Source organism: Pseudomonas sp. GL-R-19 (assembly GCF_019956375.1).
Lineage (GTDB): Bacteria > Pseudomonadota > Gammaproteobacteria > Pseudomonadales > Pseudomonadaceae > Aquipseudomonas.
On sequence record NZ_JAHBDJ010000044.1, the window covers coordinates 136,406 to 151,678 of the forward strand.

Below are 15,273 nucleotides of genomic sequence, written 5' to 3' on the forward strand. Positions count from 1 at the left end.
GCGACCATCGCGAGCAGGCTCGCTCCTACAGGTCAGAGTTTTCGCCGCTGCCCGTGGGACATTTCTGAACTATCCAGAACAGGCTACAGCGCCTTGCGACGTTGCCTGCAACTACCCCAGAATCCGCCGGCTTGTGCGCTTTGAGGGCCGCCGGTAGCTTGATCGGGTCACTGATTGTCAGTGATCGGGTTTAGTAGCCCGTATCGAAGTAAAGCGCATTTGCGCTCCTGATAGGCAGGTATGTCCATACCTGCCCTTGACGGTAGCTGTGCGCAGGGCGTCTTCGGGCGCACCGGTTTCGCTTCGTCCGGTCTACTAACCTGCGTACAGCTGCCACCCCTTTGATCAGTAGCGATTCGGTGTGGCCCCCACTGTCAGGACGCTGAATCATGACGCATACACCAAACCCACCGGATACCGATCCGGACACTCCACACCAAGCCAGCAATATCTTCTTCATCGCCCCCGAAATCGACAACCACACCCTGTTGGAATACGCCTGCGTGTCACTGGCATCAGCCAATGTCATGGCGAGCGATTTCGCGAGGAATCTGAACGGAGCGCAGAGCCACACACTGCTGGGGATTCAGCAATCGATCATGTTGGGGGAGCTGGCGGTGAATCGGGTGTTGGATAACCTCGATCCACCCTGAATCACCCAGGGAGCGTTGGGACACTTCACGTAACGGATCCGGTTTCGTGATTCACCCGATATTGAGCAGAATCGATTTCTTTAGATGAGTGCCATGGATGCCACTTCTATATCAACCCAAGGAAGGCAGCGTACTGATTTGTGATTTCAGGGGTTACGAAGTTCCCGAAATGATCAAGGTCAGACCTGTTGTCGTGATTCGCAAACACAGAACCAACAACTTGTTGGTGACGGTTGTGCCGCTTAGTACAACCGCTCCAGATCATATGCTTGAACATCATCTGGAGCTGCCGAATCATCTGCAGGGAGCAAGTCCGACGTGTTGGGCTAAATGCGATATGGTTGCCACCGTCAGTCTTTCCAGGCTCGACCGGATCAAGAGCCGAGATCGTCGAGGGAAGCGCACTTACGTCATTTCACAACTTGAAACAGACGAGTTTTTTGCGATCAAAGTCGCGGTGCGCAAGGCCTTGGGCCTGTAATCGCAGCAAGTTTGATTGAGGCAGGCCAGTTGCCAGCTGTTGTTCGCAGAATGATTTCGGACAATACTGACGGCGTTCCCGAAAGGGGCTTGTGAGACTCTGAGGATCCTGGGCAACCAGCCATCGCAGAGCCAGGCAGGTGAAGGGCGATGACAAGCCGACCTGTCTGTGAAGGGGCGCCGAAAGGCGCCCTTTGTCGTTTTTGGCCTTACGACCAGCGCTTGAAAATCAGCGAAGTATTCACCCCGCCAAACGCAAAATTATTGTTCATCACATACTGGTTGTTCATCTGCCGAAACTCGCCGCGCAGGTAGTCGAGCTTGCCGCAATGCGGGTCGACTTCGTCGAGGTTGAAGGTGTGGGCGTAGAGGTCGCGGTTCATCATTTCGATGCTGAACCAGGACTCCAGTGCACCGCAGGCGCCGAGGGTGTGGCCGAGGAAGCTTTTCTGCGAGCTGATCGGCATGTGTTCGCCGAACAGGCTGCTGGTGGCCAGGGTTTCGGCGATGTCGCCCTGTTCGGTGGCGGTGCCGTGGCCATTGACGTAGCCGATGTCCGACGGTTTCAGCCCGGCGTCTTCCAGGGCCAGTTCCATGGCCCGGCGCATGGTGATCTGTTCCGGGCGGGTGGTGTGCTGGCCGTCGGCGTTGCTGCCGAAACCGACGATCTCGGCATGGATGTGGGCGCCACGGGCCAGGGCGTGTTCCAGTTCTTCGAGCACCAGCATGCCGCCCCCTTCGCCGATCACCAGGCCGTCGCGTGCGGAGTCGTAAGGGCGCGGGCTGCGTTGTGGGGTGTCGTTTTTCAGGCTGGTGGCGTAAAGCGCGTCGAAGACCATTGCTTCGGTCGGGCACAGCTCTTCGGCGCCACCGGCGAGCATCAGCGGCAGGCGCCCGAACTTGATGGCCTCGTAGGCATAGCCGATGCCCTGGCTGCCGCTGGTGCAGGCGCTGGATGTCGGGATCAGGCGGCCAGTGAGGCCGAAGAAGATGCTGATGTTCGCCGCGGTGGTGTGCGGCATCATGCGCACGTAGGAATTGGCGTTCAGGCCTTCGGCCACCGAGTTGAGCAGCATGTTGCCGAACGCCTTGATCTCGTCGGTGCTGCCGGTCGAGGAGCCGCAGGCGACGCCCATGCGCCCGTCCTTGATCGATTCGTCACCCAATAATCCGGCGTCGGCCAGTGCCAGTTCCGACGCGCCGACGGCCAGCCGTGATACCCGGCCCATGCTGCGCAGTTGCTTGCGGGTCCAGTGGCTCGGCACTTTGAAGTCATCGATGGGGCCAGCCAGGCGCGTGTTGAGTTCGGTAAAACGATCCCACTCGTCCATCCGGCGGATGCCGCTGCGGTTGGCCGCGAAGTTACCGGAGATGGTGCCCCAGTCGCTGCCCAATGAGGTAATGCCGGCCATGCCGGTGACGACGACGCGCTTCATCAGCACAGGCCTCCGTTGACGGCCAGAACCTGCCGGGTAATGTACGAGGCTTCCGCCGACATCAGGAAGTTCACTGCGCCGGCCACCTCTTCAGGGGTGCCCATGCGTTGTGCGGGGATCATTTTCATCAGTTCTTCCACCGGCACGTTTTCGTCGAGCATGGCTGTGTCGATCAGGCCGGGGGCGACACAGTTGACGGTGATTTTGCGCTTGCCCAGTTCGATCGCCAATGCCTTGGCCGCGCCGATCAACCCGGCCTTGGAGGCGCTGTAGTTGACCTGGCCACGGTTGCCGATCAGGCCGGATACCGAGGTGATGCAGACAATCCGCCCGGCGGCGCGACGACGAATCATCGGCATCATCACCGGGTGCAGCACGTTGTAGAAACCGTCGAGATTGGTGCGCATCACCACATCCCAATCCTCCTCGCTCAGGGCCGGAAAGGCACCGTCACGGGTCAGGCCGGCATTGAGCACCACGCCATAATAGGCGCCGTGGGTTTCCACGTCGGCTTCGAGAATTTCCTTGCAACGGGCGCGGTCGGCCACATCGAACTGCAGGATGCGCGCACGACGGCCCAAGGCCTCGACTTCACCCTTGACGGCTTCAGCGTCGGCCAGGCCGCTGCGGCAATGCAACACGATGTCGTGCCCGGCCTGGGCCAGACGCAAGGCGATGGCACGGCCGATGCCACGGCTGGAACCGGTGACCAGTACGGATTCAGTCATGACTGGACTCCTTCGGGTTCATGAAGATATTGAGCGGCCTGGGGTGGGCGGTACACGTTCAGACGGGCGGTAACGTGAATGCCGGGGGCGTTGATGTGGCATTCGAACACTCCCATGCCGTTATCGTCTTCCAGGGAGCGAATACCGTGGATGGTCAACTCGGTACCGGCCGGAAAACTTTCGACGTTGCATTCGAATTTGCGGCTGCCGAGCAGGAAGCCCAATTCCACCTCATCACCGCGCTGGCGCGCATGGCAACCGGCGAAGGCGGCCACGCTCTGGGCCATCAATTCGATACCGACCCAGGCCGGCAGGCTGCCGTCGGGGAGGTTGAACAGGCCGTCGGGCTTGACGGTCAGGCGCGTGTGAATCTGCTCTTCATCGAACGCCAGGATCCGGTCGATAAGGATCATGTCGCCAGCGTGGGGCAGCAGTTCGGCGAGCGGCCAGTCAATCATGGAGCGTCTCCGATAATCAGGCTGACATTGTTGCCACCGAAGGCAAAGGAATTGCTCATCAGGTAGCGAGGTGCAATGGACGTCAGGCGAGTGGCCGGGGTCACCCAGTGCAGCGGTGGCAATTCGGGATCGGGCTGCCCGTCCCAGACGTGCGGTGGCAAGGCATGCTCGCGATTGTCCGGGCTCAGGCTCAACCAGCAGAACGCCGCTTCCAGCGCCCCGGCGGCACCGAGGGTGTGGCCGGTCATGGGTTTGCTCGACGAACTGGGCACGCCGGCCGGGAACAGCGTCGCCACGGCCTGGCTCTCCATGGCGTCGTTGTGCTGGGTGGCGGTGCCGTGCAGGTTCAGATACGCGATCTGCTCCGGTTGCAGGTTGGCGCGGCCCAAGGCTTTGCGCATCGCTTGCAGGGCGCCACGACCGGTCGGCTCCGGGGCGGATATGTGATGCGCATCGGAACTGGCGCCGCTGCCGAGCAAGGCAATTGGTTGGCCGTCACCTGCACGTCTGGTCATCAGGAACAGCACCGCCGCTTCGCCAATGTTGATGCCATTGCGGTTCACCGAAAACGGATTGCAGCGTTGTTCCGAGACCGCTTCCAGCGCCGAGAAACCGTTGAGGGTCAGCTTGCACAAGGTGTCGACACCGCCACACAGCACCGCGTCGCAAATGCCCAGGTCCAACAGGCGCTGGGCGCTCATCAAGGCTCGGGCGCTGGAGGTGCAAGCCGTGGAAATGACATAGGCCGGCCCGCTCAATTGCAGCCATTCGGCGAGGAAGTTCGCCGGCGCCCCGAGCTCCTGTTGCTGATAGTCGTACTCGGCAGGGAACTGCTTTCCACGCAGGTAATGCGCCAGGCTCTGGCTCGCCTCGTCGATACCCGAGGTGCTGGTGCCCAGCACGACACCGATGCGGTCGCGGCCGTAGGTCTGGATTGCGCTGTCGATGTCCGGGCGGATTTGCAGCGTGGCCTCCAGCAACAACTGATTGTTGCGACTGTGATGGCGCGACATCCCGGCTGGAAGGGTTGCCAGTTTGCCTTGGACCGCACCGACCGGCAGCGTGCGTTGCGGCACCCATCCGGCTTGTTCGCGCATACCGCTGCAGTCGCTGGCAAACAGGTTGCGGGCAACTTCCTGCTTATCGCGGCCTAACGCGCAGACCAATCCGAGGGCATTGAGGTAAGCCGTCATGGCGTTTCACCGCTCAGGGGCGTGACTTGATAGGCCGGACCATACGCAAGCTTCAATTGAAAATTCTGCGGTTGTGCGTAGCGGATGTCCCAGCGGTCGGGCAGGGACCGTTGTCTGCCGTACTGCCAGGCGCCGGGATAGTTGGCCGCCAGTTCATCTTGCGGCGTCAGCGCAAACAGCAGCGCCGCGAACAGTTCCCGGGCTTGCGGATTGGGCGGCAAAAAACCATCGGACTCCCAGGTTTTGTCGATCAGTTTCTGGCGGGCCTGGGGAATGCCCAGCAAGTCCATCATCGACCAGCGAATACCTGATTCTTCGCGCTGGATCACCAGCACCCAGTCCTGGCGTTCGTCGGCCTGCCCACGCTGGATGTGCAATTGCAGCGGCAACGGCAGATCTGGATTGTGCACGGGCAGCGGCGCCCGGCCGGCGCAGGCGCTCAGCAGCAGGGTTGCGGCAAGCAGGAGAAATCGCAGAGCATCGGTCATCCCACAGGTTTGGTGCTTCGAGCGACTGGCAATCAACATCACACAGTTCCTTCAAAAGGTTTGCGCGCCACCACATTGACCAGGGTTTCTTCCCGTTGGCCAAAAGGTTTTGGCTTGCACACACCCAATAGTTCGAGCAGGCCGAAATCCTTGGCGCGACTCCACCACAGGTACGGATAAGACACGTTTTTCTCGGTAAATTCGAAGCCCTGCTGGCGAATCATTTGCAGGTACTGCGCCGCGCTTTTCTGCACGTGCATCGGGTGGCGGAACAACCAGCGGATCACCCAGGTATCAATGTAAGCCTCGGTGGATTCTGCGAACAGCAGATAACCGCCGGGTTTGAGCACGCGATAGAACTCGGCCAGTGCCTGTTCCTGCTCCACCAGATGATGGAAGGTCTGGTGACAGAACAGCAGGTCGATACTGGCGTCCGGCAGTTTGAGGCTGGCGCAGTCACTGCCGATCAACTCCACTGCCATGCCCTGGCGGACCGCTTCTTCGCGGCTCTGGTTCAGGCTCTGGGGATCAGCATCGACGCCAATCAGACGAGCGGGCGCGAAGGCCTGGCGCAGCAGCGGGAATGACTTACCCTGGCCACAACCGGCATCCAGCAATACCGGATCGGCAGGCGGGGTGTCGCTGAACAAGCCGCGCAAATCGTTGATCGCCTCGCGCAGCACATAGTGTTGCCAGATCTGGCTGCGCAGGAACCACAACCCGAAACGGGTTTCTTCGACGTATTTGTCGCTCAAGTAGTTCATGACGCATCCCTTGCACAGAACTCCGATATCACCTTCAACCGGCGCCTGGCTTCGCTGACGAACGGGTTGCGTCGGTCCCAGGCGTACCCGGCAAGAATGGAGCTGATCATCCTGCGGATTTCCGGCGAGCTGCCCTCGTGGAAAATCACGTCCTGGAAGGTCCCGGCGTACCAGCCTTCGACGTAGCAACGGAACGTGTCGACGCCGCGCTTGAGCGGTTCGGCGAACTCGGTTTGCCAGTCGACGACTTCGCCTAGCAGCTGACGGTGCAACACCCCGGCGGCCATGCTCGCCGAACGCATGGCGATGGTCACGCCGGAGGAAAACACCGGGTCGAGGAATTCCGCGGCATTGCCCAGTAGCGCGAAGCCCGGGCCGTGCAGGGTTTTGACGTTGGCCGAGTAACCGCCGATGGTCCGCGCCTCGGTGTCCCACTGCGCATTTTGCAACACGCTGGCCAGGCTTGGCGTCTCGGCGATAAAGCTGCGCAGACACTCGTCCAGATTGTCGCTGCGGCCGGCGAAACGTTCCTCGGCGGCGACCACGCCGACCGAGCAGCGCCCGTTGCTGAACGGGATGGTCCAGAACCACACGTCGCGCAGGGTCGGATGAGTGGTCACGAGGATCTTGCTGCGATCGAAAGACGCAAGGTCGATATGGTCTTCGACGTGAGTGAACACGGCCTGACGCACCGGAAAATTCGACGGTGCCTCAAGGTCGAGCAAGCGCGGCAGCACGCGGCCGTAGCCACTGGCATCGAGCAGGAAACCGGCTTCGATGCGGTACTCGCTACCGTCCTCGCGGCGCACGCCGAGCTGCGGTTTTCCGGGCTCAATGTCGACGCTGACGATGGTTTCGCCATAGCGAATCTCCACGCCTTGCAGCGCGGCCTGATCGGCCAGCAGCTTATCGAAATCGGCGCGCAGGACCTGAAAGGTCGTCGATTTGCCGTGGCTGAACGTCTCGCCGAAGTCGAACGCGCTGTAGCGCTCGCCCCAGGCAAACGCGGCACCGGTTTTCACCTGAAATCCGGCCGCGTTGACGGCGTCGAGCATGCCCGCTTCCTCGACGAAGTCCAGGCAATGGGCCAGCAGGCTCTCACCGATGGAAAACCGCGGAAAATTCTGACGCTCGATCACCAGCACATCGTGTCCCTTGCGCTTGAGCAACGCGGCGGCGATTGCACCGGAAGGGCCGGCGCCGATGATCACGACCTGGCGGCATTCCATTTCAACGGTTGGCATGAGGGCTCCTTGCCGGGACAGCGGTTTTCAGGGGGGTTCGGTGCATGCCAGTCAGGGCTGGCAGCAGTGTAGCGATCAGGCCCATCAGCATCAGGGCAAAGTACAGCGGCGGGCTGATGAGTTGCTGTTGCAGCAGCAGGTTGAGAAAAACGATCTCGCTCAAGCCGCGGATGTTCAGCAGCACACTTTCCCGCCAGCGGCTGGCGCCCTGGAACGATGCCCCGGCCCAGCCGAGGCCGAGCCAGTTACCCAGCAGCTTGCTCAGCATCGGCAACAGCAGCAGGGCCGCCAACTGCGTCCAGCCGAGGCTGTCGATCGCGCTGTGCACGTTGATCTGCACAATGCCGAACGTGAGGATCAGCGGGATGGCGATGTACGTCTGCAAGCGGCTCATCCACACGGCCGGCAACGGCAGCACCAGCGGTGCTTTCAGCGCGGCCATGATCAGCACATAGCCGATGCCGAAAATCAGCGCATTGAGCTTGTAGTGCTCGGCGACGACCAGCAGGGCGAAAAAGCTCAGGCTGTAAAGCCATGCCTGGCGCAAACCGAGCAACCGCAGCAGCACCGGCAGGCAGGCGCCAGCCAGGGGCAGCAACAGGCTGCTCAGGTGCAGGCTACCCTGGGCGATGCCGAACAGGGTCCAGCAGGCGAGGTCGATGAGGATTGCGGTTTGCACCAGTCGCCGGGTGGCGGCGGGTGGGTAATCGATGTGCCGCAGGTACAGGTACAACACCGGAATCGCGGTGATGGCGAACAACAGGCCGACGGCCAGCGAGCTGATCCACGGCTGCGGTGGCAATAACCAGACCGCCGTGGCCAGGCCGCAGGCAAACGGAATGCAAAAGCTGGGCAGGGCGATTTTCAGGCTCTGGCGATCCAGTTGCAGGTCGATCACATCGCTGAGGATGTAGCCCAGCAACAGGGCAAAGCTCAGGCTGTAGAGGTTCTTCAGCCAGCCCGGTGACACCAGCAGCGCGCCGCTTAACTGCCATTGGGGCTCGATCCAGAAATACATCAACAACGGCAAGCCGAGAGTCGCCAGCAACAACTGGCTGACGATGGGAATCAGGCCGAAATGCCGGCCGACACCGGTCGCCAACGCGAACAATGCCAGCGCCATCGCCCAGAACAGCGCGACCATCACGTTGCCCGCTCCACGGCCGCAGCCCTATGCGCCTGTCGACCGGCCCACGGCGCGAGCAGGAAGCTGAAGATCAGGCCCAGGCTCACCGACAGCCCGAAGTTGCTTACCGCCGGGGTGCTCGACACCGCCAGCAAACCGAACGACAGCCAGGTGGTCAATGCCGCCAGCAGGGTGCCCAGCAGGCTCACGGCCGCGCCGCCGACCTGTTCGCGCATCAGGATCGCGTAATCGACACTGATCGCCGTTACCAGCAGCAGGCCGAACAGACTGAACAGGGTCAACGGCTGCCCAAGCCAGCCGAGGCTGGCCAGGCTGCACAACGCTGCAAGCAGTGGCAGGGACACGATACGCAACGCACCACCTAGGCCGAAGGGCAGGATCAGCACCAGCACGATCAGCACGCAGGAGGCGAGTTTCAGTTCTGCGGCACTGATTTGGGTGGCCGCGAAGACGTTGTTCAATTCACCCAGTCGATCCACCAGTGTCACGCCGGGTAGGTCCTCACCCTGGAGCCGCAGCAGGGCCGGGTTGTTGATGCCTTGCAGGCTGACTATCGCCGCCACGCCGTCATCGGTCGGCCCCAGCCACAGGGGCCGGTAGGGTTCTGCCAACGGGCCGCTGAGCGCTGCGTCGATGTCCATGATCGGCAACGCCTGTAGCTTCGTCAGCTCCGCTTGCAGCGCCTCGGCCGGTATGCCGATGTCGAGCAACGGTTGCCAGAACGACGGCAGTTTGCTCAATGCTGCGCGCACCTGTTGCTGTTCGTTCGGCGGGCTGACCAGTTGATTGAGCGACAGATAACCCTGGAGCTTTTCCAGGCCAATCAATTGATCCAGTCGCTCTCTCAGGGCGGTCTGGCGTTCGAGCAGTTGCTGCTGGTTGGCGGCGCGTATCAGGAAGAACTGGCTGGTGGGTTGATAGCCGGTAATCCGGGCAATGGTCCGGGCTTCGTCGGTCAATTGTTGCGGCGCGCTGATCCATTGGCGGATGTCGTTTTTGCTGCCGAGCTGTAACAGGCCGCCCACGCAAAAGGCAATCAGCAGCGCCAGCAGGACCGGCGTTTTCGCCTGTTTGAGCAGCGCTTCACGACAGTCCAGCAAAAGCTCGCACATGCGCAATGGCCACTGCGCCGGGCGCAGGTCTACGCCCTTGAGCAATGCCGGCAGCAGGCACACGGCGGACAAATAGGCGCCGAGCAAACCGGCGGCAGAGAAGGCGGCAATCTGGGTCAGCGCCGGGAAGGGGGTCCAGGCCAGGGCCAGATAACCGATACCGCTGGTGATCAGGCTCAGGGTCAATCCGGGCAAGGTCATGCGCAGGGCAGGCCAGCTGTGCCAGGGCTTCAGGCTCCAGCTCTTGGACAGGTAATGCAGCGGGTAATCGATGGCAACGCCGATCAGGCTCGAACCCAGCACCAGGGTCATCACGTGCATATGGCCGAACAACGCCACGCAGGCCACCGCGCCGAAGAGCATGCCGACCACCACCGGCACGAACGCCAGCAAGACGCGCCAGCGCCGGAAGGCCAACAACAGCAACAGCAAAATCCCGACGGTGGCACCGCCGCCGACCCAGGTCATCTCCCGGGCAGCCTGCTGTTGCCCGTTGGCTGCGTACAACAAGCCGCTGGCGGCGAGCAGTTGCACGTCGTGCCGGGCGGCTACTTCGCGACTGTGCTCGAGCAAGTCGGCCACTTGCAGCGGCAGGTTCATGTCGAAGGCGTTGCCGGTGGTGCGCGCGCGCAGCAGCACCCAGCTCTTGCCATCGGCATCGGCGACCAGTGCACCGCTGCCGATGTCCAGTTGCACCGAACCGCGTTGCGGCTGGCTGTTCTGGATGCGCCCGGTCAGGCCCAGCCAGTCGTCCTGGCTCGGCACCAGGCTGTAACCGTTGAACGGGTCGAACAAGGCCTGCACCCGTTGCTGGATAAAGGTGCCGGGGTGCTCGATCAGCAGTTGTCGGTCCGCCGCCTGGAGCATCGCCAGGCGACCTTGCAGTAACTGCGTGCGCAGCGCCGGCAAGTCGGCTTGCAGGGTCCATTGGACCTTTTCGAACAGTCCGCTGGCCTGCCATTGCTCGCCGAGGGTCTGCGCCATGGCGACGGCCTGCTGGCGATCTGTGTGGCCGACCAGCACCAGCATTTCGCGGTTCAGCGGTTCCTGCATGCGTTGTTCTGCGCGCAGTTCCAGAGCATCGGGCGCCGTGCCGGGTACCAGTTCCATCAGGTTGGCCGACAGCGGCGCGGCGTCACGCCATTGCCAACCGGCGAGCGCCAGTACGGCCAGCAGCAGGATCACAAACAGCCGTGGCAACCACCGTTCACTCGGCAAAGTCATGTTGCTCCGCATCGCTCAAGGGTTGGGTGCCGGTGCTGTCCTGCATGCGCAACAACGTGCTGTCGCCCTGGGTTTCGAGCAGTTCGATGCTGTGCACCAGTTCTGCGCCGGTTATGTTGATCTGATTGAACACCTGCTTGAGCAGCATTGAACGTGGCAGCAGCGTGAGCTTCCAGTTCTGCGCATCGCCGCTCAGGGACAATTCGAAATCCCGTTGCAGGCCGCTGCTGTCACCTTGCAGCACGGCCAGGAATAATCGGTTCTGCTCGGCACCGGCGCTTTTGCCCGGCAGCATTTGCCAGACAATGCCGTCACGCCGGGCAATGCCTTTGGCGGTGATGCGATAGTCCTGTTGCAGTGGCGTTTTCAACAACCACAACAAGCCGTGGTTTTTTGCCAGGACGAACGTGCCCTTGCTGACCAGCGGCTGGGGCAGGGCGCGCAGGTGTTTTTCCTGGGTGAAACTGCCGTGGATCACCTCGGGCCTGGCCAGTTGACCGCTGAGTTGTTGCAGGTCGAAGGCATGGGCCAGTCCAGGAATACCCAGTAGCACGCAGAACACTGTAGGAGCGAGCTTGCTCGCGAAAAACCTGAGAGCGCCGCGGGGTGTCAGGTGCCCAGTGTCATCGTTAACGAGCATCGCGAGCAAGCTCGCTCCTACAGGGGAGCGGGAGGGGCAGAAAGTCATCGCAGGGCTATCTCTACGGCGTCGGTGAGCACCTTCGGCGAGGCCAGTTGCATCTCGCGGCTGGCGAGGTCGACGGCGACCTGTATCGACAGGGCCCGGGTCAAGCGTTCGCCGGTTTGCAGGTCGCTGATCAGGTAGTTGATCTTCAAGCGGTTCTCCCACTCCACCAGGTTGGCGCGCACGTTGAGTGTCTGGCCGAACACCGCACCGCGCACGTAGCGCAATTGCAGGTCGATCACCGGCCACGCATAGCCTGATTCGTTCATCGCCGTGTAGTTGTGGCCGATCCTGTCCAGCAGCGCACAGCGGGCGACTTCCAGGTATTTGACGTAATGGCCGTGCCAGACCACGTGCATGCTGTCGACGTCAAAGAACGGTACGACGATTTCCGTGTCGGTGTAGAGAAATCCCTTGCTACGCATGCAGCCTCCAGTGTTGTTCGGCAATGCGTTGCAGGCACAGGCGCAGTTCGCCTTCCAGCGCGCGGTCTTCGATGACCGGCGGGAAATCCTTGGCCAAGGCTTCATGCATGACGGCCAAAGCGGGTGGCAGGGGGCGTGCATCTTCGGCCTGACCGCGCAGCCAGACGCCCTGATTGGCCGCCAGCAAGGTGGCGGCGGCCACCTGTTCGGTGAGCTCCAGCACGCGGATGGCATCGCGGGCGGCGATGGTGCCCATGCTCACCTTGTCCTGGTTGTGGCACTCGGTGGAGCGCGAGAAGACGCTCGCCGGCATGGTGTTCTTCAGCGCTTCGGCGGTCCAGGCACTGGTGCCGATCTGCACCGCCTTGAAACCGTGGTTGAGCATGGCGCGGTCAGCCGTGGCGCCGGACAGGTTGCTCGGCAAACCATGGTTGTAGCGCTCGTCCACCAGCAGCGCAAGCTGCCGATCCAGCAGGTCGGCGACGTTGGCCACGAGGTTTTTCAGGCTGTCCATGGCGAACGCGATGTGGCCGCCGTAGAAGTGCCCGCCGTGCAGCACGCGCTCGGCCTCGGCGTCGATGATCGGGTTGTCGTTGGCGCTATTGAGCTCGATCTCGATGAACGAGCGCAGCCAGTTCAGGCTGTCGGCCAGCACGCCCAGCACATGAGGCGAACAGCGCAGGGAATAGCGGTCTTGCAGGCGATGCAGCGGTGCGGTCGGCGCATCAATGGCCAGATCCTTGCGCAACCACGCAGCGACTTGCATCTGCCCCGGGTGTGGCTTGGCGGCGAACAGGCGCTCGTCGAAGTGCTCCGGGTTGCCTTGCAGGGCGACCACGTTCAGCGCGGTGATGCGTGTGGCCAGATGCAGCAGGTAATCGGCCCGGGCGTAAGCCAGGCAGGCCAGACCAGTCATCACCGCAGTGCCGTTCATCAATGCCAGGGCTTCTTTCGGGCGCAACACCAGTGGCTGCCAGCCGAGTTCGCGGTGCACATCGGCAGCCTCCCGGCGCTCGCCGCGGAACATCACCTCGCGTTCGCCGGACAGTGTGGCGGCAACGTACGAAAGCGGCGTCAGGTCACCACTGGCGCCCACCGAACCTTCTTCCGGAATCAGCGGCAGGATGTCGTGCTCAAGGAACGCCTGCAGGCGCTCCAGCAGCTCCACGCGCACCCCGGAAACACCGTGGCACAACGACTGCAAACGCGCCGCCAGTACCGCGCGGGTGGCCTGGGCGTCGAGCAGTTTGCCCAGCCCGCAGCCGTGGAAAGTGAACAGATGACGGGGCAGCGCCTCGACGTGATGCAGCGGCACCGCGACCACGCAGGAGTCGCCATAACCGGTGGTCACGCCGTAGATCACGCCTTCCTTGTCCAGCAGAGAGTCGAGAAAACGCGCGCCCTTGGCGATGCGCTCGCGGTAGGCGGGATCACTTTGCAACTGCGTTGGCACCTTGCGGTTGGCCAGGGCCAGCACGTCTTCAATGCGCAAAGGGCGTTCGCCGAAGGTTACCGGCTCAAGCGTTGGCGTCGTCATCGGTCTTCCAGAAAGGATAAAAGTTGAACCATTGTTGGGGGGCTTCGAGGCAATAGTGACCCAGGCGTTCGGCGTAGCGGGAGGCCCACTGATGAATGACCTGCTCGCGGTCGCTGCGCTTCCAGGTGATTGCGTCAGCGAAGGGCTCAATGGTCAGTCGATAATCGCCGTCGGGCTTTTTCAGGCACAGCAGCAGGTTGATCGGGCATTTCAGCAGACCGGCCAGCAGCCACGGGCCTTGGGGGAACCTGGCCTGATGACCGAGGAAGTCCACGGTCACGCTGCGCCCACCATGCAACGGCACACGGTCGCCGGCAATCGCCAGCCACTCGCCACGCTCCAGGCGCTCGCTCAGTTGCAGCATGATCCCGGGGTCCAGTTCGCTGACCTGGATCAGGCGCAAATTGGTCGCCCCGGCTTCGCCCAGCAAACGGTTGAACTGTTCGGCGTGCTTGGTGTGCACCAGCACGTTCATCGTGACCTTCTCGCCGATTTCCGCCAGTGCGCGGCAGACTTCCAGATTGCCCAGGTGCGCGCCCACCAGCATCTGCCCGCGGGCACCGCGCAACTGGTCACGCAGCAGCGCCGGGTCGATGATCTCGATTTGTTCGATGCTCAGCTTGCCGTTCCAAACGTCGAGTTTGTCGAGCATGGAGTCGGCGAAGGCCATGAATTGGCCAAACACCCGCCAGTGGCTCGGGCGCAGCTCGCTGCGACCGCTCCAGTCAGTCAGGCGTTGCTGGTATTGCCAGGCACTGTGTCGGGCGCTGCGACCGAACAGGAAAAAGTACAGGACGATGCCGTACAACACTGGGCTCAGTACTCGACGCCCCAGCACTTTGGCGCCGAACGCGGTGAGCTTCATCAGCCAGAAACTGCCGCGCTCCTCGCGGTCGGCCCAGTGTTGTTTGTCTGCGCTCATGCCCGCCACCGTTGCCAGAGGATCATGGGCGAGCGCAGCAACATGCCGAAGAACAGCCGTGTGTGCATGCTGGAAATCAGCACGTTGTCGTGGAACATCCGAAAATGCGAAACGCCGTCCAGCGGGTAATGGACTTTGGTTTGCAGCCATTGCATCGGCTGATTGCGCCAGGCCAGGCGCACCAGAATGTCCGAGTCGAAGTCCATGCGCTTGCCGATTTTCGCTGACTCGATCAACGCCAGGACCGGTGGCAACGGGTAAACCCGGAAACCGCACATGGAGTCGCGAATCTGCAACGACAAGGTGTTGATCCAGACCATGACGTGAGTCAGGTAGCGCGCATACAAACGGCCTTTCGGCACGCTGGCGTCATATTGCGGATAGCCGCAAATCACCGCCTGTGGGTGACGGCGGGATTGTTCAATGAAGCGTTGGACGTCCTGCAAATCGTGCTGGCCATCGGCATCCACCTGCAAGGCATGGCTGAAACCCAGGCGCGAAGCTTCGCGCAAGCCGGTCATGACCGCGCCACCCTTACCCTGGTTTTCGGCGAGGCGAATCAGGTAAACCATGTCACGCTGGGCCAGGCGGTCCAGCACCCGGGCGCAGCGCGGACTGCTGGCATCGTCCACCAGAATGCACGGCAGTTGGCTGGCGATCAGGGCATCGACCACCGTGGTGATTGCGTCTTCGTGGTTGTACACCGGGACGATGGCGCAGGGGCTATGCATGTTGGTTCACCTCTGTGGGACCGAGGTGTCTGCATCGCGAGCAGGC

General features: G+C 62.1%; 16 protein-coding genes. 2 read left to right on the forward strand and 14 right to left on the reverse strand.

Annotated features, from left to right (window positions below; all coding sequences use genetic code 11):
- Positions 1-389: 389 nt before the first annotated feature.
- Complete coding sequence (locus KGA83_RS21445; RefSeq protein WP_108216253.1) at positions 390-653, forward strand: DUF6124 family protein; 264 nt, start codon at positions 390-392, stop codon at positions 651-653.
- 97 nt (positions 654-750) lie between these two features.
- Positions 751-1,134 carry a type II toxin-antitoxin system PemK/MazF family toxin gene (locus KGA83_RS21450; protein WP_223530821.1) on the forward strand — a complete coding sequence of 128 codons (384 nt, stop codon included), beginning with the start codon at positions 751-753 and terminating at the stop codon, positions 1,132-1,134.
- A 208-nt stretch (positions 1,135-1,342) separates the two neighbouring features.
- Here the strand turns inward: KGA83_RS21450 and KGA83_RS21455 are convergent, their stop codons facing one another.
- From KGA83_RS21455 to KGA83_RS21520, 14 genes are read right to left on the reverse strand one after another with little or no spacing between them, the layout of a single operon-like run.
- Positions 1,343-2,569 carry a beta-ketoacyl-ACP synthase gene (locus tag KGA83_RS21455; protein ID WP_223530822.1) on the reverse strand — a complete coding sequence of 409 codons (1,227 nt, stop codon included), beginning with the start codon at positions 2,567-2,569 and terminating at the stop codon, positions 1,343-1,345.
- Positions 2,569-3,297 (reverse strand): 3-oxoacyl-ACP reductase FabG, encoded by a 729-nt coding sequence (fabG, locus tag KGA83_RS21460; protein WP_108216256.1) that lies wholly within the window; start codon positions 3,295-3,297, stop codon positions 2,569-2,571. Before fabG ends, KGA83_RS21455 begins: the two co-directional genes overlap by 1 nt.
- A complete protein-coding gene (locus KGA83_RS21465; RefSeq protein WP_223530824.1) occupies positions 3,294-3,755 on the reverse strand; it encodes a hotdog family protein in 462 nt (153 codons plus the stop codon). Before KGA83_RS21465 ends, fabG begins: the two co-directional genes overlap by 4 nt.
- Complete coding sequence (locus tag KGA83_RS21470) at positions 3,752-4,948, reverse strand: beta-ketoacyl-[acyl-carrier-protein] synthase family protein (RefSeq protein ID WP_223530826.1); 1,197 nt, start codon at positions 4,946-4,948, stop codon at positions 3,752-3,754. Before KGA83_RS21470 ends, KGA83_RS21465 begins: the two co-directional genes overlap by 4 nt.
- A complete protein-coding gene (locus KGA83_RS21475) occupies positions 4,945-5,475 on the reverse strand; it encodes a hypothetical protein (protein ID WP_223530827.1) in 531 nt (176 codons plus the stop codon). The genes KGA83_RS21470 and KGA83_RS21475 overlap by 4 nt, the downstream gene beginning before the upstream one ends.
- On the reverse strand, positions 5,475-6,200 hold the full coding sequence (locus KGA83_RS21480) for a class I SAM-dependent methyltransferase (protein ID WP_223530829.1): 726 nt from the start codon (positions 6,198-6,200) through the stop codon (positions 5,475-5,477). Before KGA83_RS21480 ends, KGA83_RS21475 begins: the two co-directional genes overlap by 1 nt.
- The gene (locus tag KGA83_RS21485; protein WP_108216261.1) at positions 6,197-7,444 is read right to left on the reverse strand and encodes an NAD(P)/FAD-dependent oxidoreductase; all 1,248 of its coding nucleotides are present in this window, start codon (positions 7,442-7,444) and stop codon (positions 6,197-6,199) included. The genes KGA83_RS21480 and KGA83_RS21485 overlap by 4 nt, the downstream gene beginning before the upstream one ends.
- Positions 7,431-8,588 carry a sodium:proton antiporter gene (locus tag KGA83_RS21490; protein WP_223530925.1) on the reverse strand — a complete coding sequence of 386 codons (1,158 nt, stop codon included), beginning with the start codon at positions 8,586-8,588 and terminating at the stop codon, positions 7,431-7,433. The genes KGA83_RS21485 and KGA83_RS21490 overlap by 14 nt, the downstream gene beginning before the upstream one ends.
- The gene (locus KGA83_RS21495; RefSeq protein WP_223530831.1) at positions 8,588-10,927 is read right to left on the reverse strand and encodes an MMPL family transporter; all 2,340 of its coding nucleotides are present in this window, start codon (positions 10,925-10,927) and stop codon (positions 8,588-8,590) included. The genes KGA83_RS21490 and KGA83_RS21495 overlap by 1 nt, the downstream gene beginning before the upstream one ends.
- Positions 10,911-11,615, reverse strand: coding sequence for an outer membrane lipoprotein carrier protein LolA (locus KGA83_RS21500; protein WP_223530833.1), 705 nt, complete (start codon positions 11,613-11,615; stop codon positions 10,911-10,913). The genes KGA83_RS21495 and KGA83_RS21500 overlap by 17 nt, the downstream gene beginning before the upstream one ends.
- Positions 11,612-12,037, reverse strand: coding sequence for an acyl-CoA thioesterase (locus tag KGA83_RS21505; protein ID WP_223530835.1), 426 nt, complete (start codon positions 12,035-12,037; stop codon positions 11,612-11,614). The genes KGA83_RS21500 and KGA83_RS21505 overlap by 4 nt, the downstream gene beginning before the upstream one ends.
- A complete protein-coding gene (gene hutH, locus KGA83_RS21510) occupies positions 12,030-13,574 on the reverse strand; it encodes a histidine ammonia-lyase (RefSeq protein ID WP_108216266.1) in 1,545 nt (514 codons plus the stop codon). Before hutH ends, KGA83_RS21505 begins: the two co-directional genes overlap by 8 nt.
- Complete coding sequence (locus tag KGA83_RS21515; protein WP_223530837.1) at positions 13,555-14,496, reverse strand: glycosyl transferase; 942 nt, start codon at positions 14,494-14,496, stop codon at positions 13,555-13,557. Before KGA83_RS21515 ends, hutH begins: the two co-directional genes overlap by 20 nt.
- Positions 14,493-15,227, reverse strand: a complete 735-nt coding sequence (locus tag KGA83_RS21520; RefSeq protein WP_223530838.1) for a glycosyltransferase family 2 protein — start codon at positions 15,225-15,227, stop codon at positions 14,493-14,495. The genes KGA83_RS21515 and KGA83_RS21520 overlap by 4 nt, the downstream gene beginning before the upstream one ends.
- Positions 15,228-15,273 lie beyond the last annotated feature (46 nt).